This window comes from Hwanghaeella grinnelliae (assembly GCF_004005845.1).
Taxonomy (GTDB): Bacteria; Pseudomonadota; Alphaproteobacteria; order UBA8366; family Aestuariispiraceae; genus Hwanghaeella; species Hwanghaeella grinnelliae.
Genome location: NZ_SADE01000003.1, coordinates 516522 through 535888, shown reverse-complemented (window position 1 = coordinate 535888; position 19367 = coordinate 516522). Strand labels below are relative to the sequence as shown.

At 58.5% G+C, this 19367-nt stretch carries 19 protein-coding genes; 7 read left to right on the top strand and 12 right to left on the bottom strand.

Annotated features, from left to right (window positions below; translation table 11 throughout):
* Window positions 1-28: 28 nt before the first annotated feature.
* Window positions 29-1303 carry a metal-dependent hydrolase family protein gene (locus tag EOI86_RS19450; protein ID WP_127767334.1) on the top strand — a complete coding sequence of 425 codons (1275 nt, stop codon included), beginning with the start codon at window positions 29-31 and terminating at the stop codon, window positions 1301-1303.
* A gap of 60 nt (window positions 1304-1363) precedes the next feature.
* Here the strand turns inward: EOI86_RS19450 and EOI86_RS19445 are convergent, their stop codons facing one another.
* Complete coding sequence (locus EOI86_RS19445) at window positions 1364-2536, bottom strand: MalY/PatB family protein (RefSeq protein ID WP_127767333.1); 1173 nt, start codon at window positions 2534-2536, stop codon at window positions 1364-1366.
* Between the two features lie 265 nt (window positions 2537-2801).
* Here EOI86_RS19445 and EOI86_RS19440 point away from each other — a divergent pair, with 265 nt between their 5' ends.
* The 4 genes from EOI86_RS19440 to EOI86_RS19425 all read left to right on the top strand — a co-directional run bounded on the left by EOI86_RS19440 (window position 2802) and on the right by EOI86_RS19425 (window position 5883).
* Window positions 2802-4073, top strand: a complete 1272-nt coding sequence (locus tag EOI86_RS19440; RefSeq protein ID WP_127767332.1) for an MFS transporter — start codon at window positions 2802-2804, stop codon at window positions 4071-4073.
* Window positions 4074-4077: 4 nt separating this feature from the next.
* Window positions 4078-4911, top strand: coding sequence for a hypothetical protein (locus tag EOI86_RS19435; protein ID WP_127767331.1), 834 nt, complete (start codon window positions 4078-4080; stop codon window positions 4909-4911).
* A gap of 76 nt (window positions 4912-4987) precedes the next feature.
* On the top strand, window positions 4988-5353 hold the full coding sequence (locus EOI86_RS19430; protein WP_127767330.1) for an ArsR/SmtB family transcription factor: 366 nt from the start codon (window positions 4988-4990) through the stop codon (window positions 5351-5353).
* A complete protein-coding gene (locus tag EOI86_RS19425) occupies window positions 5350-5883 on the top strand; it encodes an SRPBCC family protein (RefSeq protein ID WP_127767329.1) in 534 nt (177 codons plus the stop codon). Before EOI86_RS19430 ends, EOI86_RS19425 begins: the two co-directional genes overlap by 4 nt.
* Before the next feature lie 63 nt (window positions 5884-5946).
* Here EOI86_RS19425 and EOI86_RS19420 read toward each other — a convergent pair whose 3' ends face one another.
* Both EOI86_RS19420 and EOI86_RS19415 read right to left on the bottom strand, forming a co-directional pair.
* Window positions 5947-7125 carry a trans-sulfuration enzyme family protein gene (locus EOI86_RS19420; protein ID WP_127767328.1) on the bottom strand — a complete coding sequence of 393 codons (1179 nt, stop codon included), beginning with the start codon at window positions 7123-7125 and terminating at the stop codon, window positions 5947-5949.
* A 70-nt stretch (window positions 7126-7195) separates the two neighbouring features.
* On the bottom strand, window positions 7196-8569 hold the full coding sequence (locus tag EOI86_RS19415) for a pyridoxal-phosphate dependent enzyme (RefSeq protein WP_127767327.1): 1374 nt from the start codon (window positions 8567-8569) through the stop codon (window positions 7196-7198).
* A gap of 143 nt (window positions 8570-8712) precedes the next feature.
* Here EOI86_RS19415 and EOI86_RS19410 point away from each other — a divergent pair, with 143 nt between their 5' ends.
* On the top strand, window positions 8713-9081 hold the full coding sequence (locus EOI86_RS19410; protein ID WP_240035735.1) for a DOPA 4,5-dioxygenase family protein: 369 nt from the start codon (window positions 8713-8715) through the stop codon (window positions 9079-9081).
* Between the two features lie 22 nt (window positions 9082-9103).
* On the opposite strand, the gene EOI86_RS19405 is transcribed toward EOI86_RS19410, so the two are convergent.
* From EOI86_RS19405 to wrbA, 8 genes are all read right to left on the bottom strand, one after another.
* A complete protein-coding gene (locus EOI86_RS19405; protein ID WP_127767325.1) occupies window positions 9104-10621 on the bottom strand; it encodes an inorganic phosphate transporter in 1518 nt (505 codons plus the stop codon).
* A gap of 67 nt (window positions 10622-10688) precedes the next feature.
* Window positions 10689-11252 carry an NUDIX hydrolase gene (locus tag EOI86_RS19400; RefSeq protein ID WP_127767324.1) on the bottom strand — a complete coding sequence of 188 codons (564 nt, stop codon included), beginning with the start codon at window positions 11250-11252 and terminating at the stop codon, window positions 10689-10691.
* 81 nt (window positions 11253-11333) lie between these two features.
* The gene (locus EOI86_RS19395) at window positions 11334-13310 is read right to left on the bottom strand and encodes a tetratricopeptide repeat protein (protein WP_127767323.1); all 1977 of its coding nucleotides are present in this window, start codon (window positions 13308-13310) and stop codon (window positions 11334-11336) included.
* 59 nt (window positions 13311-13369) lie between these two features.
* Window positions 13370-13819 (bottom strand): peptide-methionine (R)-S-oxide reductase MsrB, encoded by a 450-nt coding sequence (gene msrB / locus EOI86_RS19390; RefSeq protein WP_205032267.1) that lies wholly within the window; start codon window positions 13817-13819, stop codon window positions 13370-13372.
* A 93-nt stretch (window positions 13820-13912) separates the two neighbouring features.
* Window positions 13913-14461: a TetR/AcrR family transcriptional regulator gene (locus EOI86_RS19385; protein ID WP_275668599.1), complete on the bottom strand. Its 549-nt coding sequence runs from the start codon at window positions 14459-14461 to the stop codon at window positions 13913-13915.
* Between the two features lie 227 nt (window positions 14462-14688).
* Window positions 14689-15372, bottom strand: coding sequence for a gamma-glutamylcyclotransferase (locus EOI86_RS19380; RefSeq protein ID WP_127767320.1), 684 nt, complete (start codon window positions 15370-15372; stop codon window positions 14689-14691).
* An 85-nt stretch (window positions 15373-15457) separates the two neighbouring features.
* Window positions 15458-16459, bottom strand: a complete 1002-nt coding sequence (locus tag EOI86_RS19375; protein ID WP_127767319.1) for a glutathione S-transferase family protein — start codon at window positions 16457-16459, stop codon at window positions 15458-15460.
* 79 nt (window positions 16460-16538) lie between these two features.
* Window positions 16539-17138, bottom strand: coding sequence for an NAD(P)H:quinone oxidoreductase (gene wrbA / locus EOI86_RS19370; protein ID WP_127767318.1), 600 nt, complete (start codon window positions 17136-17138; stop codon window positions 16539-16541).
* A 132-nt stretch (window positions 17139-17270) separates the two neighbouring features.
* On the opposite strand from wrbA, the gene EOI86_RS19365 reads away from it, so the two are divergent.
* Complete coding sequence (locus tag EOI86_RS19365) at window positions 17271-18158, top strand: LysR family transcriptional regulator (protein WP_127767317.1); 888 nt, start codon at window positions 17271-17273, stop codon at window positions 18156-18158.
* 20 nt (window positions 18159-18178) lie between these two features.
* Here EOI86_RS19365 and EOI86_RS19360 read toward each other — a convergent pair whose 3' ends face one another.
* Entirely contained in the window at window positions 18179-19351 is a 1173-nt protein-coding gene (locus EOI86_RS19360; RefSeq protein ID WP_127767316.1) for an MFS transporter, read from the bottom strand.
* Between the last annotated feature and the right edge of the window lie 16 nt (window positions 19352-19367).

The following is a 19367-nucleotide window of genomic DNA, read 5'->3' as shown; positions in this document are numbered from 1 at the left end:
CAGGCGGCATAAACCCGGGGAGGAAACGATGGGTGACGTATTGTTCAAGAATGTCCGCGTCTTCGATGGCGAAGGCGGGGAGTCCTATAGCGGTGAAGTCCTGGTCAGCGGCAATAGAATTGAGCAGATCGCCCGCGACGGTGAATCGATAGCAGCGCCCGGTGCTGAAGTGATCGACGGCGGGGGCGGGACCCTGATGCCGGGGCTGATCGAGTCGCACTCCCATGTCACATTTCTCGATACCTCCAATCTGGAGGCGCTCGGAGAAGTGCCGCCCGAAGAGCACACCCTTCTGGCAATGAAGAACGCCAAAAAGTTCCTGGATGCGGGTTTCACCAGCATGAACAGCGCGGCGGCGGCCAAGCCGCGGCTGGATATCGTCGTGCGAAACGCAATAAACGACGGCACTTTTCCGGGGCCGCGCATGCTGGCTGCCTCGCCGGAAATGACCGTCACCGGCGGCCTGGGCGATGTCCGGTTGCATCACCTGCATCGCGAAACATTCGCCATCGTCTGCGATGGACCGGACCAATTCCGACAGGTTTCCCGCGAGATGTGCCGTGAAGGCGTGGACACGCTGAAGATCAACCCGTCGGGTGACGAGTTCGTTCCCTTCGCCCGCGCCCATCAAACGGTCATGAACGAGGCTGAGATCGCGGCTGTATGTGAGGTCGCCCGGTCCCGGGACAAACGCGTTGCCGGCCATTGCCGAAGCGCGGAGTCGGTGAAGCTGTGTGTGAAGCATGGGGTTGAAATCATCTATCACGCGACCCTCTGCGACGAGGAAGCCATGGACATGTTGGAGGATGCGAAAGACCGGGTCTTCGTTTCACCGACGCTTGGCGTTACCTGGACCACGATGCATGAAGCCGGCGATTGGGGGATCACCTATGAGATCGCGGAGTCTCTGGGCCTTCCACAGGAATGGGACAGAGCGATACCGGTGATGAAGGAATTGAAAAAGCGCGGTGTGCGCATCCTGCCGGGCGGCGATTACGGGTTCGCCTGGAATCCGATCGGCACCAATGCCCGCGACCTGGAATATTTCGTCGAGCACTTGGATTACACTCCTAGTGAGGCACTCGCCACTGCAACCAAGCTTGGGGGGCAGATCATGATGATGGGCAACGAGTTGGGTCTGGTCCGCGAAGGCTATCTGGCCGACTTGCTGTTGGTCGACGGCGACCCCACCAAGGATGTGAAAATTCTGCAGGACAAGGACCGCCTATTGGTCATCATGAAAGATGGCGACTTCCACAAGCGCAATCTGGGCGCCGCGCTCGGGCGGCAGGCCGCGGAATAACAGGAAGCAGATGCGCAGCCGCCGGTGCAAAGCCGGCGGCCGCCGTCCGTTGTGACCGCCCTAGGCGAAAGCCGCGATCAGGCGTGACAGGGCGTCATCCAACCGCGCGCGCGGACAAGCAAAGTTGAACCGCACCCAGTTTTCGCCACCGGTACCGAAACGGTCGCCCCGGTTGATCGCGATCCGCGCCTTGCGTTCGATCCGCTCATAGATCTCATCCTGTGGCAGGCCTGTGCCGCTGAAATCCAGCCAGGCCAGATATGTCGCTTCCAAAGGCATGGACCGGACGCCCGGCATATTTTCCGCCACGGCGGCGTCGAACCGGTCCCGGTTTGCCTGCAAATACGGAAGCAAAGCGTCTAACCAAGCCTCTCCGTTCTCATAAGCCGCTTCGCAAACGACCATGCCGAACCGGTTGTTCGCAGCAAGCCCCGCGGCCATCTTCCTGGCGTTGAAGGCATCGCGCATTTCCGGGTTGGGAATAATGGCCGTTCCAGTCAGGGCGCCGGCGATGTTGAAGGTTTTCGTGCCGGCAACACAGGTCACGAGTCGGTCCGCAATCTGCGGTGCGACCTTGGCTGTCACGTGATGTTCGGCATTGTCGAAGACCAAATCCTGGTGGATTTCATCCGAAACCAGGGTCAGCTCGTTCGCCAGACAAAAATCGGCCAAGCCGATCAGTTCGTCCGCCGTCCAGACACGGCCGCCCGGATTGTGCGGTGAGCAGAGCAGGACGAGTTTCGTCTGTTTGTCGATCAGGCCTTTGAGCCCATCCAGATCCATTTCGTATCGGCCCTGGATTTGTTTCAAGGGGCTCTCGATCAAGCGGCGGCCGTTGGCCAGGACCATATTCGCGAACATATGATACACGGGGGAGAACACGACGACGCCGTCGCCCGGTTCGGAATAAGCCTGAATGGCGAGGCCGAGCGCAGAGACAATGCCATGGGTTTGTACCATCCAGTCGGGATCGGGGGCCCAGCCGTGACGTTTTTCCAACCAAGCGGCCACAGCCTTCTTATAACCGCTATCATCCCCGAAATATCCGTGGACCCCGTGATCGGCCAAGGCGCGGACCGCCTCGTTAACGGCCGGCGATGCGCGGAAGTCCATATCCGCCACCCACATGGGGATCGTATCGGGGGCGGGGTCGCTCAAGACCCGGCCAACGGCATCCCATTTCGTTGAATGAGTTCCTCGGCGGTCTATTGGTTCGTCAAAATCAAAAGGCATGGTTTTCTCGTTCTGTGTCGGTCGCGGATGGGCTGGCCCAGGATCTGATGCCGGCGCGGTATTTCATTGGGGAGTGAAAGCTATCAGGCATTGTGTTGTTGAAAAGGGGTAAGTTGACACGTTCCCGTGCGCCGGAACCGGATGAGTGTGGATTTCCGCGGGTTCCCATGGATTGTCCATTGCTGGGAACTGAACCTTTCCTGCCTGATCGATTGCCCGGGGCCGACATAAGGCGTAAGCACGCCGAAAAGCGTGGTGGGAAGAAATGTCCAAGAAAACGGTTTCTGAACGGTTTGGCACTGCCGGACCGTCCGGGAACGTTACGATATTGCGCGCGGTTTTGACGGTGTTTGTCCCGTTTGCGGGGGCGTTCTTTCTTTCCTATCTATTCCGATCCATCAATGCGGTAATCGCGCCACAATTAGTGTCCGAGGTTGGGCTGACCGCTGCGGATTTGGGGCTGCTGACATCCGCCTTTTTTCTGACCTTTGCGGCCTTCCAAATACCGCTCGGCTTGCTCCTCGACCGCTTCGGTCCGCGCCGCGTACAGTCTGTATTGCTGGTCAGCGCGGCTGCCGGGGCGGTTGTGTTCTCTTTTGGGCAATCCATAGAACTTCTTCTGGTTGGGCGCGCGTTGATCGGATTCGGCCTGGCAGGTGGGCTGATGTCGTCTTTCAAGGCGATTACCTTGTGGTTCCCGCGGGAAAGCTGGGCCATGGTAAACGGGTGTTTCCTGGGTATGGGCGGATTAGGCGCAATTGCCGCCACGGTTCCGACCGAGGCCCTGCTTCAATACATGGACTGGCGGGGCATTTTTCTGATGCTTGCCGGGGTAACCGTTCTTTCCGCCGGGGTAATCGCGGTCATCGTGCCGGAACGCGCGACGGAAGTGTCGACTCAGACGATCAAGGATCAGTTGCGCGGACTGGGGCAGGTCTATCGTGATCCGCTTTTCTGGCGCATTGCGCCTGTCGCAGCCGCCAGCCTTTCGAACAGCATGGCAATCCAAAGTCTCTGGGCCGGTCCTTGGTTGCGGGATGTTGCCGGGTTCGACCGGGGTGCGGTGGCGGAAGGGTTGCTGGGCCTTACCATGGCGATGACGGCGGGCTTTTTCCTGACCGGTACCATCGTGGACTTCCTTCGCCGATGGGGCATAACCACCGTTCAGGTGCTCACGGTGATCGTTCCGGTCCTGTTCGTTTCGCAGTTTTGTGTCGTTTTGGAATTGATGCCCCAGTCGATCCTGCCGTGGTTGCTTTTCGGCTTAACCGGCAATGTCTGTAATCTGGCCTATGCGCATATGTCCCGGCATTTTCCGATCGAGCTTGCGGGGCGCGCCAATTCCGCCTTGAACTTGATGACCTTTTCTTCCGTCTTCCTTACCCAATACGGTATCGGTGTGATTATTGATCAATGGCCTGTGACTGAGCTGGGCGGTTACGCGCCGCAGGCCTATCAAGCGGCATTTGGGTTTTTCCTGACTATTCAGCTGGTGGCTTACCTTTGGTTCCACCTTGCGCCACGCCGGAAGGATTGACGTGATGGAGGACCTGGGGCCGATCCTATTTGGTGTCGCCTGGAAAGCGTCGGTGACCGCGGTCGTGCTTCTGCTCGTCTCCAAGGTCGGGGAGCGATTGGGACCGTTCATGGCCAGTATCGTCATGGCTTTTCCGATGAATGCCGGTCCCGGTTATTTCTTCCTGGCGATGACGGAGGAACCGCAGTTCATGGCGGCGGGCGCCTTGCCCAGCCTGGCCGGGACGGGGGCGGTCTTCATGTTTATTCCGGCTTATGTTCATGTGGCCAGCCGGTGGGGCGGTTTCGTGTTGCCGATGCTGGCCGGCATCGCATCTTGGTCGGTCGGGGCGTGGGTGATTGCGCAGATTGACCTGACAATGCCTTGGGCCTTTGTACTGACGGCGGGGGGCGCTGCGATCGCGGTTATCTTTTCGCGGAAATTTGACTTCCACAGTGTTCCAAAATTCACCCGGGTTCCTTTTCGCTTCATGGTCCTTCGCGCCATCGTTGGTGGGACGATCGTCGCCTTGGCGGCGACGTTGGCCAATATCGTGGGTCCCTATATTGCTGGGATGGCATTCGCTTTCCCGACAACGATTTGCGCCACGATGTGGATGATGACGCGGCTGTTCGGCGCGACCTTCGCTGCGGCGACCATTCAGTCCGCGCGCCTGACCATGATCAACTACATTACGTTCTGCGCGGTGCTCTATATCAGCGCGCAGCATCTAACATCGATGCAGGCTTGGACGATTGCGATCATTGCGCCGATGTTCACCTCCGCAGGGCTGGCGCTGTTCGGTCATCGCGCCAAGGTGCGGGCGGCCGCGAAACACCGGTCCGACCTGGCGGCCTGAATTTTCCACAAACGGCGCTTTTTAATATTCAACCAATCGGTTGACAGTTCTGATTTGCGTCGATATATTCAACCACATGGTTGAATTAAAAACATCACGGCTCAATGCAGTCTTTCATGCCCTTGGCGATTCAACGCGTCGGGAAATGCTGCAGGACCTCTCTGAAGGCCAAAAGACGGTGGGCCAACTTGCGGAGCCATACGCGATATCGCTCGCGGCGGCCTCCAAGCACATCAAGGTTCTGGAAAAGGCCGGTCTTGTTAGCCGGGAGGTTCAGGGCCGCACCCATTTTTGCCGGCTGGAACCGGGCCCACTCGCCAGCGCGCAGCAATGGCTTACCCACTACGAACACTTCTGGACCGGTCGTCTTGACGCGTTGGAACGTATTCTGCGCGCAGAGGACGATGCGGCACGACCTAAGAAGGACGGAGAAAAGAAATGAGCAACGCCGATACGATCGACCTATACGGCACACTTGCGGAAGACGCGACATTGACCATCCGGCGGCTTTTACCCGGCCCGATCGACCGGATTTGGTCGTATCTGACCGATAGCGATTTGCGGCGGCAATGGTTGGCCGCCGGTGAAATGGACCTCGTTGCCGACGCGCCCTTCACCTTCACCTGGCGCAACAGCGAATTGACCGACCCGCCAGGTACGCCGCCCGAGGGCAGCACGGGTGAGAACATCATGGAGTGCCGAATCGTTGAGGTCGATCCACCGAAAAAACTGACGTTCAGCTGGAACGGCACGGGTGACGTCACATTTGAAATGGAGCCGATGGGCGATGAAATTCTGCTGACGGTGACACACCGCCGCATCGCGGAGAAGACGGCGCAGTTGGCCATCGGACCGGGATGGCACGCGCATCTGGACCTGCTGGCCGGTCGCTTGCGGGGGCTTGAGCCGGAACCGTTCTGGGATTGCTGGACCAGGCTGCGCGGGGACTATGCGCGGCGTTTTTCAGCCTGAAAAAGTCAGGGCCTTCCCGAACCAGCCGGGAAGGCCCTTTCACTTTGACCAAGCCGAAAATCCCTAAATCGCGGCCAAGGCCGTTTCCAGCTCGGCCAACAGGTCTTCGATATTCTCTACGCCCACGGAAATGCGGACCAAGCTGTCGCTAATCCCCAGTTCCGCCCGAATTTCCGGCGGGATGGAAGCGTGGGTCATGATCGCCGGATGCTCAATCAGGCTTTCAACACCGCCCAAGCTTTCAGCCAAGGCAAAGAGGTCGGTATGCTCAAGGAAGCGGCGGGATTCATCCAACCCGCCCTTCAGGATCGCGGTCACAATGCCGCCGAAACCACCGGTCATCTGGCGCTTTGCCAGTTCGTGCTGCGGATGGCTTTCCAGACCGGGATAGATCACCCGTTCAACTTTGTCGTGGGCCTCCAGGAATTTCGCGACGGTCAACGCGCTTTCGCAATGGCGTTCCATTCGGATGCCGAGTGTCTTCAATCCCCGCAGCGCCAGGAAGCTGTCGAATGGGCCTAGAATGCTGCCGACGGCATTCTGAAGATAGGCCATCTTCTGTTCCAACTCTGGGTTCTCGGCCAGAACAACGACACCGCCGACCATATCCGAATGACCGTTGAGGTATTTGGTAGCGCTATGCAGCACGATATCGAAACCATGGTCCAATGGGTTCTGAACCATGGGTGAGGCGAACGTGTTGTCGCAGACGGCGATCAATCCGTGCTTCTTGGCGACTTCGGCAACAGCCGCAAGGTCCACCAGTTTCAGCAACGGGTTGGTCGGCGACTCTACCCAGACCATCTTGGTTTCGGGCGTGATCGCGGCTTCCAGTTTTGCAGGGTCACTCAGGTCGGTGAAGGTGAAGTCCAGGCCCGAAGACCGTTTGCGGACATTCTCGAAAAGCCGATAGCTGCCGCCGTAAAGGTCGTCCATGGCGACCACATGGGCGCCGCTGTCCAGGCATTCCAGGATTGTTCCCATTCCGGCCAGGCCGCTGGCGAAGGCATAGCCGCTGGACCCGTTCTCCAAATCCGCGACGCAGCGCTCGAAGGCCATGCGGGTCGGGTTCTGACTGCGCGAATATTCATACCCTTTATGAACGCCGGGGCTGTCCTGAACATAGGTCGATGTCGCGTAGATCGGCGTCATAATGGCACCGGTTGTCGGGTCCGGCGCCTGCCCGGCATGAATGGCGCGGGTCGACAGACCCTGACGGTTCCGGGGAAGGGGGCGCTGCATGGCGGGCTCCTCTTATGCGTAGAATACGTGATCGGTAATGGGTCGGAATGCGTGCTACCAGCGGGGTGCGTTAGGATGCGCGCCGGCGCATGGCATTGATGTAGTCGATTTTGGTGATCAGTCCATAGAAGGTGCCATCGCCGACCACAAGCGCGACCTTGTCCTGCTTGAACAGCGGCACCAGCGATTCAATCGGCGTGTCGGGCGATACCGTTTCCAGGTTCACGGTCATGATCGATTTGACCGGTTGCTTGAACAAGCTCGGGTCTTCCTGAACGGCGAAGAGCAGATCGGATTCGTCGACTAGCCCTTCTATTTTTCCGTTTTCGTTCAGGATCGGCAACTGGGACACATCGAACATCCGCATCCGTCCATAGGCGACATTCAAGGTTTCTTCCGGGCGGACGCTAACGACGTCTCCCTTATCTGCGCGGCGCGTGATCATGTCGCGCAGGTCATGATGCTGCTCGCGGTCGAGCAATCCGTTGTCGATCAGCCAGGCATCGTTATAGGCCTTGGCGAGATACTTGTTGCCGGTATCGCAAACCAAGGTGACGACGCGTTTCGGCTCGGTCTGGGCACGGCACCATTTCAACGCGCTGGCAACCAGCGTCCCGGTTGAGGTCCCGCCCAGAATCCCCTCCTTGGCTAGCAATTCCCGCGCCGCCGCGAAGGCCTCCTTGTCAGAGGCATAGACCGCGTCGTCGATGATCGACAGGTCGCAGTTCGGTGGAATGAAGTCTTCTCCAATACCTTCAACCAGCCAGGACCCGACATCGGTCGAAATCTCACCGGTTTGCACGGCATGTCCGACGATGGAGCCGACTGGGTCGGCAATCACCATGCGCAGATCGGGCTGCACCGATTTCAGGTATCGGCCCAACCCGCTGATCGTACCGCCGGAACCGACGCCGGCCACCACCGCATCGACGTCATGATCCATCTGTTCCCAGATTTCAGGGCCGGTGGTCTCGATATGGGCCTTCGGGTTTGCGGGGTTCGCGAATTGATTGACCCAGAAGGAACCGGGGATCTCTTCCGCCATTCTTTCGGCCATGTCCTGATAGTATTCGGGATGTCCCTTGCCGACGTCGGACCGGGTCATCACGATTTGGGTACCCAGTGCCTTCAGGTGATAGATTTTGTCCAGGCTCATCTTGTCCGGAATGATCAGGATAAGCTTGTAGCCTTTTTGCGCGGCGACCAGGGCAAGGCCCAGGCCGGTATTACCGGCGGTCGCCTCGATGATCGTGCCGCCGGGTTTCAGCCGTCCATCTTGTTCCGCCGCTTCGATCATCGACAGCGCGATGCGGTCCTTGATAGACCCGCCCGGGTTTTGACTCTCCAGTTTCAGGAACAGCCGGCATGGCCCGGTGTCGATGTTGGTGACTTCGACCATCGGCGTGTTGCCGATCATTTGCAGAACATTGCCGTAAACTGTCATAGCGACCATCCGTACGAAGAATTGAAAGTCATTGCCGTCGCGGGCCTTCGCCCCTTGGGGCAAGCGGTTTCCCTTTGCGGGGGGCGGAGTGTACCCTTGCTTAAGGTGGGTGAACACCGATGAAATGGAAAGGAATTGCTGACTTGACCGCAGATGATGAAAGGAAGGCCGTAACGGTCGTGGGAGATATCCAAGGTTGGCACGCCCATGTCTATTTTGATGGGGAATCCGCGCCGGTGGCGCAACGGGTTCGGGATCAAGTTTCCGAGAGGTTCGACATCCGCATGGGTCGTTGGCATGAAAAACTGGTCGGTCCTCACCCTCGGTGGAGCTACCAGATCGGCTTTTCCCCGGAACAATTCGCGGATGTGATTTCCTGGTTGGCTCTGAACCGGTCGGGGCTCACCGTTTTCATCCATCCGGAAACGGGTGACGATTTGATCGACCACACCGCGCACACGATCTGGATGGGTGAAATGCTGGATTTGAACCTGGAGATGTTCCGGCGCTAGTGCTGCCGAACAGCCGCCCCCCCTACAAGGCGAATGAAATCGCCAGGAAGATCAGGCCCGAAATCAGGGCCGTTGCCGGGACTGTGACGACCCAGGCGGCGACGATTGTCATGAAATGCGAACGCCGGACCAGTTTCCGGCGGGTCATCTCCGCGTTGGAAACGAACTCGTCGTCCGCCGATGAGCGTCGCACCAATTCCTTTCGGCGGCTGCTTGTCCCGGTAAAATATTCGCGGAAAAAGCCAATGCCGAAGATCGCGCCGACAGCGATATGCGTTGAACTCACCGGCAGGCCGAGCCAGGAGGCTACGATGACGGTAAGGGCGGCGGAAAGCGCGACGCAATAGGCCCGCATCGGGTTCATCTTGGTGATGCGGACGCCAACCATACGGATCAAGCGCGGGCCGTACAGGAACAGACCCAGGCTGATACCGAATGCGCCGATCAGCATGACCCATAACGGAATGTCGACCTTGGCCGCGACGTCGCCGAACTGCGCGGAATGCATGATTGCGGCCAAGGGCCCGATGGCGTTGGCGACATCGTTGGCGCCATGAGCGAACGAAAGCAGGGCCGCGGCGCAGATGAGGGGAATGCGGAACAGCCGGCGCAGGGATTGGTTCCGGTTCTCCATGCCCACAGACTGGCGGTGTATCACGGGCTTCATGATCAACCAGGTTACGGCAAATGCAGTGGCGGTGATTGCCCCGATGGTCAGGCCGTCGGGCTTCCAAATTCGCTTAAAGCCCTTGATCGACAGGTAGCAGGCAAAGGCCCCTGCCATGATCGCAACCAATAGGGGGATCCAGCGCCGGGCAGCGGCGATCTTGTCCGGAACATAGATCAGGTTCAGCTTGATAAATGCCAAGAAGATGGCGGCGATGACACCGCCGAGAAGCGGCGAGATCACCCAGCTTGCGGCAATCGCGCCCATGGTCGGCCAATTGACAAGGCTGAAACCGACAGCGGCGATACCCGCACCCATGACACCGCCCACGACCGAATGTGTCGTCGAAACCGGCGCCCCCAGGACGGTTGCCAGATTTACCCAAAGTGCCGATGCGGTAAGGGCGGCCATCATCGCCCAGATGAAAGTCTCGCTGTCCGGAACCTGCGCGGGATCGATGATGCCCTTGGATATCGTGGAAACCACGTCGCCGCCCGCAAGCAATGCCCCCGCGGATTCGAAGACCGCGGCGATGACGAGCGCCCCCACCAGTGAGAGCGCCCGCGCACCTACGGCGGGGCCCACATTGTTCGCGACATCGTTCGCGCCGATATTCAGCGCCATATATCCGCCGATGACGGCGGCGATCACGATCAGGACATTGTTCGTGCCTGCACCGGTATAGAAAAGCGCCAATGTACCTGACAGCGCCAGGAACAGTCCGGCCAGAACGGGCGGGGCCATTCCTGAACTCAGGGTCCTTGAGGCGGCCTCGATATGCGTGAGCTTTTCGAGATCCTTGTCGAGGGAGCCCTTGCGCGGTCCGGACTCCGCCTTGCCTGCGCTGGAAGTTTGCTCAGTTTCCCGGGACATATCTGCTCTTGCGTTGGGAGTGCCGGAGAACCGGCTTCAAAATAGGGGAATGCACTGCGACCAGTCCCTAGAGTCCGACCATATTGGCCAAGGTCCGAACGAAGGACGGGGATGTTGCGGGCGCGTTGGAGGCAACGGGTTTTTCCGAGCTATCCTCGAAAAAAGCGTACAGATAATCCAGTGATTGTGTCCGGAGTGATCCGATCAGCTTTGCCGCACCCGGGTCGTCCAACCGCTTTTGCGCTTTCTTCAGCGAACACCACTGGAACTTACGCTCGTCTTTTTCGGGCCAGTCCAGGAAATGGTGGCTGACCAGCATGGGGAAAACGGACACATGGGAGGTCACCTCGTAACCGCCCTTCATTCTTTTCTTGTAGGTGTAGGTGCCAATGGCGCGGTCTGCGACTTGTCCGGCAAGGCCGGCTTCCTCCATCGCTTCGGTCATGGCGGTCGCGTTCAACGGAAGGTTCTTTTCCGGCCAGCCCTTCGGCAATATCCATCGGCCACGGCGGCGCGACGTCAGAAGCAATACTTTTGCTTCATCCCCGATAACCACAAATGGCAGGACGGCCACCTGTTTCACGGTCTTCGCCGGAAAGATCAGGTTTCCAAGATCATTTCTCGAAATCATGAGTCTTCATAAGCAGATTTGCGTAAATTCACAAATCTGTAACAAGCAGATCGAGCTCAAGGTCTATGTGTTTGGAGCCATTTAATTGTTAAGCGAGTCCCGCAGTGAGGCGCTCGCCTGCGCGAGAGGTGCCCGCCAATTCTCCTCCAAAGCCCTGGTGGCGACTTGGACCGATGGATACCAGGGATGGCGTTCGGTTCCCAGCAGGACCCATTCATTTTCAAGCATCGCGGTAATGGTCCTTGCACCGACCGAGCCAGCCATATCCATTAAGGATGTTGGCACCGTGACCACAAAATCCAACTCGCACATCATCGCCAGCAGGTCGTCAACGTCGTCCCGCAGGTCCATGTCGTCCCATCGGTGGAGCTTTATGTAGGTAGCCTGTTCAAGCTGCCTCAATTCCGCGTCGATCTCGCCGTATTGCAGGGCGATGAAATCTGCCGGGATGGTGTCCAGAAAGTCGTACCATTGCTCGAGGTCCGACACGTTCTCGGCCCGGCGGGCGGTTTTCAGTCCGCTGCGCCAGGAAATGCCGATTTTCGGCTTTCGGCCAAGGGCGTCCAGGCGCTGCCGCCATTTCTGCCGCAAACCATCGTTGGCGGCCAGAAAACCCGGCCGGCTCGGAAATGCCCCAACAGTCGGACGCATCCTCGCGGCGACTTGGCCAAGCGATAACTGGAAATCGATACCGCTGATCGCCGTCGACATTGCCGGGGCGACGCTGATCTGATCATTTGCTTCGAACGAGCGGGAGAAGGCCGGCACCAGACGCGGATCGCATTCAATGAAGACCTTTCCGCCCGCCAATGGTCCATCGTCCAAGGCGTCCAGGAAATCCGGCAGGCTTTCGGAGAAGCGGATTTCATCCCCGATCCCTTGTTCCGGCCACAGTAGCAATGTCTTTTCGGCCAGGGGCTCCCCGTTCCAGGGTTTGGCGGACCTGCGCCGGTCGGGGTTTCTTTCTCCACAATCGAACCCGGCCTCGTAATGGTCCCAGGCTTCGGTCAGATCACCGCCTTTGGCCGCAGCCTGGGCAAAGAGGGCGAGTGACAGGCCGAACCTGTGGCGTGGGTTGTCCTTGGCGACGTCCAGCGCCTGGCGGTAAAGGCCTTCCGCCTCATCCGGTTGCCCTGTCCGTAATTTCAAATGTCCCAGATTGCCGGCCGCCTCCGACCCGTTGGGCAAAAGACTGCGCGCCTTAAGGAAGGCAGCTTCGGCTTCTGCGTATTTGTGCTGACCCAGCAGGTTGTTGCCCAGGTTGTTGTGAGCGGCGTGGTGGCCGGGCATCAGGCGCACAGCCTCGCGTGCGATGGCCTCGCCCTCGACATAGTTCGCGTTCTGAAAATGCAGCGAGGCTAGATTGATCAATGCCGGCACATTGTCCGGCTGTGCCGCCAGCGCGCTGGTGAAAAGGCCTTCCGCCTCTTCGGTTTTTTTGTTGTGCTGCAGGATGACGGCAAGATCCGTAGCGACATCCGGGTTTTCAGGTTCCAGGACAAGGGCGCGGCGAAACAGGCCCTCAGCTTCCTCCGCTTCGCCTTGCCGGAACAGTGTGCCACCCAAGTTGATCACCGCCTGAGTGTAATTGGGGTCGATTTTCAGGGCGTCACGGAATTGGCGTACAGCTTCTTTCACGTTTCCCTGCGATTTCAGAAGAGCGCCAAGATTGTTGCGGATTTCCGCATTGCGTGGTTCCAGGCGTTGAGCCTTGCGGTAGGTCCTCTCTGCAACGTCTTTCAGCCCGGCCGCGTCCTGCGCAAGCGCCAGTGTCGCCAGAATGTTGCCGGCTTTCGGTGCCCGCGCCGCCGCTTCGGTCAGGCTGTCCAATGCAAGTTGAATATTGCCTGTCTGATAGGCCAGGGCGCCGCGCAGGTGCAAAGCATCGGGATTACCCGGCGACGCTTCCAGAACGCGTCGGATCATGCGTTCGGAATCCGCGTATTCGCCCTTCTGCTGATGGGCGAGGGCCGCGTTCAGAACCGCCTGGATCTGCGGGTTGCTGTGTTGCTGCTTCCCTTTGGCGTTCGCACGCCGTTGCTGGCGATTCAGGGCCATGACACTCCCTCGGTCTTTTCGGGGCGGTGAAGTCCGGCCAATCCTGCGCAGGGCCCGCCCTATTCGTCTTTCTTAAAGTCCAGCGCGGCCGAATTCATGCAGTACCGCAAGCCGGTCGGCTCCGGCCCATCGGGAAACACGTGGCCCAAATGAGCGTCGCACCCGCTGCACAATGTTTCGGTTCGGCGCATGAGAAAACTGAAATCGTCCTTATCCGTCACGGCACTTTCGTCTACCGGCGCATAGAAACTGGGCCAGCCGGTCCCGGATTCGAACTTCGTATCAGAGCTGAAAAGCGGTTGGCCGCAACAGATACAGTGATAGGTGCCCGCATCCTTGTTGTCCCAATACTCGCCCGTGAAGGCGCGTTCGGTCCCGTGCTTTCGCGTGACCTTGTATTGTTCCGGGGTAAGCTGTTCGCGCCATTCGGCGTCGCTTTTGACGACCTTGTCCTTCCGGCCGTCGCTTGTTTCGTTTTCCGAAGCCGATTTCTTGAAACTACTGAACATGTGGCTCTCCATCGCAAGACGTGAGGATCGCCGGTCTGCCGTCGATTGCTCTCCGGGCCGAAAGCCCGGGCCTAGACCGGTATTTTTTCTCTTTTACGCCGCCTTCGTCTCACCGGCACTTAAAATTGCCGTTAGCATCATGCTGGCGTCCCGCAGCATGCCGCCGTCGTCGGAGACGGAATCAAGTGTCGTGATGCCAAAAAGGGCACTCATCAGCATTCTGGCGGTTGCGCGCGGATCAAGCCCATCTGTGATCGAGCCGTCCAGCTGACCGCGGCGGACCGTCTTGTACAATTGATCCTCGACCACCGCCGCGGTTGCGGCAACGCGCCGACGAATACTCTCGACTGGCGGCGATTCACTGGCGATCCGCACTGAAAAGCACGATTTCGGGTAAGCGTCGTCGTTCAGGCGGGCAACCAAATGCTGGTAGAAGTTCTTCAGACCGGTCAGCCCGTCGCCTTCGTCCAAACGCGCCAAAAGGGGGCCGAGCAATTCGGTTTCGTAGAGGTCATAGGATTTCAGGAAGAGGTCCTCCTTCTTCCCGAAACAACGATAAAGGCTTGGCTTCAGGACACCCGTCTTGTTCTCTATTTCGTCCATGGAGGTTGCACAGAACCCTCCCTGCCAAAACAAAAACATGACAGTCCTAAGAACGGCCATCTCGTCAAAACTGCGAGGCCGCGGCATAACCACTACACTCCCAAACGCACTCGTTATATGGCTAATGTGACCATTTGGTCACATACCCTTTGTATCATGCTCATAAAGAATGATTGGGTAGCCTGCAACACTCGCAACACTTTCTTGGGTGCAGAGCATCTGGAAGCGCTAGAAAGTCGCAGTTTCCTGCAGAATTTGTCCGTTTTTTACGGCGCAATTCCACTTTTCTCGTGTTGGAGGGCGACCACCTTTTTCCGGACAGCGTGCAGATACCTGTCCGGCACATTCATCTTGTCTAACGCCTCAACTGTATTGAACAGGTATTCGGAACAGGTCCCCAACGGACCTTCGGCCGTCGCGATGCTTTGGGCGACCGTCTCGATCGGGATCTTGCAGGCGTAACGCGGTTGGTCCCTTTTGATGACGAAGGCAATGGCGTGGACCACGTCTCCGCCACTGTGCAGTCTCACCCAAGTTGGTTCATAGGAACCGGTCGGCATTTCGCGCGCCCAAACCACATCCAACTCTTCCTCAATCTGGTCCTTGTGCAGCTTGAAGGCCATCCCGTGACAGCTTCCGCCGCGCTCAAGCCCCAGGATCAATCCCGGATTCTCGGGTGATCCGCGCCCCAAAGGGGTCCAAAGACAAAAGGCGCGGTGATACCCGTAAAGCAGCGCGTGTGCCGATTTCTCGAAATGAAAGGCCGGGTTCCAGATCAGGGACCCATATCCGAAGACCCAGATATCGTCGCTGGGTCGTCGCGCCAACATCGCCTTGCGGGATTCCAGCCTTTGTTCGGGGGTCCAGGGGTCTATCAGGCCCTTTCGTGACCCTTCGTGTAACAGCTTTTGGACAATGCCGTTCTTGATGGAATCCCTGTTCAGAACCAATGCTTAGCTTCCTCGTCACATTTGGTGTCCGACCAAGCGTCCCCCTCGTCAGGCTGACCCTGTCAGGGCGACCTGTTCCGGCACTTTACGAGGCCATGGCGGTACCTACAATGCGGTGGCGATCGTGCGGTGCATCTAGGTCCATTTCAGGCCCCGCCGGAACAATACCCGTCGGATTGATATTGGCGTGGCTGCGATAATAGTGATTTTTGATATGGGCCAAATTCACCGTGTCGGCAATCCCCGGGATTTGAAACAGTTCCCGCACGTATGAGAACAAATTCGGATAGTCCGCAATCCTCCGAATATTGCATTTGAAATGCCCGACATAGACCGGATCGAAACGCACCATCGTTGTGAACAAACGCCAATCGGCTTCGGTGATCGTACCGCCGGCCAAATACCGCTGGCGCGACAGCTTGTCTTCAAGCCAGTCCAGGGACTCGAACAAGGTCGTGACAGCCTCTTCATAGGCGTCTTGGGAGGTAGCGAACCCGGCTTTGTAGACACCGTTGTTGACGGTGTCGTAAACGCGCTCGTTCACGGCGTCGATTTCCTGTCGCAAAGCTGTTGGATAATAGTCGCCCGGTTTCGCGCCGACAGCGTCGAAGGCGCTGTTGAACATGCGAATGATCTCTGCGGATTCGTTGCTGACGATTGTGCCGGTCTTTTTATCCCACAGGATCGGCACCGTAACCCGGCCGGTATATTCCGGATCTGCCGCGGTGTAGATCTGATGGGCGAATTCCGCACCATTTATCGGATCGGCCACAACCCCTGGAAATTCGTCGCGGAACGTCCAGCCGTTTTCCAACATCAACGGGCTGACGATCGACACATCGATCATCTCCTCCAACCCTTTCAGCGTGCGGAAGATCAGCGTTCGATGCGCCCAGGGGCAGGCGAGGGAGACATAGAGATGGTATCGGCCCGGTTCCGCCTTAAAACCGGAATCGCCTGTCGGGCCGGCGGATCCATCCGCCGTGACCCAGCTGCGAAAAGCGGATTCCTTCCTGACGAAGCGGCCGCCGGTGGATTCGGTATCGTACCATTTGTCCACCCATTTGCCTTCTACCAATAGTCCCATTGTCTCGCTCCTATCTCCTTCGACTGTCCTTGTGCGCGCGTACCATGTGTACGCGCGCCATGCGTACGTGCTTCGGTGATCAGGCGGTCAACTTCTTCGCAAGCTTTGCGACATGAGCGCCTTGATGTTTGGCGATGGTCAGTTCTGTCTCACTCGGGCTGCGTGACCCGTCGGGTCCGGCGATGGTGCCGGCGCCGTAGGGTGAGCCGCCGCGTGCGTCGCCAAGTTGGGTCATTTCATCAATCGTATAGGGCACACCGGTGATGACCATGCCCTGATGCGCCAGGGTCGGCCAAAATGAGAGAATGGTGCTTTCATTGCCGCCGCCGGTACCGGTGGAGGTGAAGACGCTGCCCACCTTGCCGACCAATGCGCCATTAGCCCAAAGTCCGCCTGTCTGGTCCATGAAGTTGCGCATTTGTCCGGGTACGTTGCCGAAGCGTGTCGGCGCCCCGAAAATAATGCCATCGTAGTCGGCCAGTTCGGAGGGTGAGGCGACCTCCGCGGTCTGGTCTGTCTTTCCGCCGGCCTGCGCCAGTTGTTCGTCGGACATTAATTCAGGCACGCGCTTGATCGTCACCTCGACGCCGTCGACGGATTCAGCTCCTTCGGCCACGGCTTTGGCCATAGTCTCTATGTGGCCGTACATTGAATAATAAAGCACCAAAACCTTGGTCATTTAATTTACTCCTAACAGCGGCCCGGTCGGGCCTGATTAACCTCTGGACGTCATGTAATAAATGGACTGGAGATAACAATTGGGGTAAATGGAACCTGATTGTTTCTATTTTTCGACAATAGGATGTGCGTGATGGAGGACATCAACGCCTACCTGGTCTTCGCCCGGGTGGTGGAAGAGGGCAGTTTCACCGCTGCGTCTGAACGCCTTGGGGAATCCAAATCGGCGGTCAGCAAGCAGATCGGGCGCCTCGAAGACAGCCTTGGAACGCGGTTGCTGAATCGGACGACCCGCCGGATGAGCCTGACCGAAGCCGGTGTAATCTTTTATGAGCGTGTCCGCCGTGTCGTGGAGGAAGTGGAGGAGGCACGGGTCGCGGTATCCCAACTTCAGGCGACCCCGCGGGGAACTTTGCGGGTCTCCGCGCCGGTGAGTTTCGGAATATCCCATGTTGCGCCAGTATTGCCTGACTTCATGCGCCGCTATCCCGACCTTCATGTCGATATTTCACTGACGGACCATCAGGTCGATCTTGTCGACGAAGGAATCGATGTTGCAATTCGCATCGGGGCGTTGACGGATACGAGTCTGATTGCGCGGCGTATCCGAGAGTATGATCGCGTAGTTGCCGCCTCGCCCGACTATTGGCGGAAACACGGTATGCCGAAACATCCGTCTGATTTGAGCAATCATAATTGTCTGACCTATGCCTATTTCGCCAGTGGCCGGACATGGCATCTGAACGCGCCCGAGGGCGGTGAGATCGCGGTCCGCGTCGGGGGCAGCCTGAACGCCAATAACGGGGAAATCCTGATGCGCGCCGCGGAAGACGGCCTGGGCGTCATTCAATCGCCTAGCTTCATCTGTGACCAAGCCATCGCCGATGGCCGGCTTGTACCGGCGTTGCAGGATTTTGGGTTCGAGCCTGTCGGCCTTCACGCGGTCTTTCCGCATGCGCGGAACCTGTCGACGAAAGTCAGGGTCTTTGTGGATTTCCTGGTGGAACGCTTCAACGTTTGAAAGCCAGTACCGGCTTTCGCTTACTCTTTCGAAATCCATCGCTGGCCGCGGAACAATGCTGCCGCGAGGACCAGGGCGGATGCCACGCCCATCACGATGGGCAGGCCCGGGGCGCCGATAATATCCATCGCCCCTCCGCCAACGGGTGCGCCGGTCAGGGCGCCGAACTCGAAACATAGAACGAAGACGGCGTTCGCCGCAGCCATATCCCCGCCGGTGAAACGCCGACCGATGATGCCGAGTGAGACGGCGTACATCCCAATGACGGCGGCGCCGAACAGGCCTGACAAGATCCAGGTCAATGGGCCGCCATTCATCACGAAAGGCAGGATCGGCGCGATGCCGACCGCCAAGACGGATAGCAGGACCAGGACATGACGCCTGTCCATCACATCCGATAGCCAGCCGATCGGAAATTGCATCAACGACCCGCCAAGCAGGAAAGACGTCATCACCCACACTGCGTGATATTCCGTCATGCCGGCCAGAACGGCGAAAAGTGGGATTAGGGCGAAAGCCGCCCCGTCTGCGAGACCGATGAGGACGCCGACGGTCATTAGGACCGGGGCGATCCGGAACATCCGCAACGACGCCTCGCGGGAGGAGGGTAGGAATACAGGTCCGGACCGCCAGGCAAGGATCAACGGCAGCAGGGCAACGGAAAAACACACGACCATGGCAATGAAAGGCGCATTGCCTGCGAGGTCCAACTGGTTCAGTAACGCTGATCCGGCTGAGACGCCGCCGATATAGGAAACCACGTAGAAAGAGAGAATGCGGCCGCGGATTTTTTCCGTCGCGGCCTGATTCAGCCAGGCATCCGATCCGACCCAATGGGTTGCTAACCCGCATCCCATGATCAGACGCAAGGCGAACCAAAGCCAGTAGTCGTCCGCCAGCAGCATCATCGACCCCGCGATGACGGCGGCGGCGCATCCGATCGCGATAATGAAGGGGGCGCCGATACGGGACAGCCACGTGCTCATATAAGGTGCGACGAGCAGAACGCCGATGGAGCTTGATATGGCGTGAAGGCCGATGGAAGAAGGGCTCTCACCCATCATATCCAGGCGAAGGGGGAAAAGCGGCAGGTATATACCGGTCCCCATGCCGACCAGCAGATTGTTCACCAGCGCACAGCCAATTCCGAAGCCGAGGCGCCGATTCTGAACAACCTCGGTTGCAGTGGTCATTGCCGTCTTGGCAGTG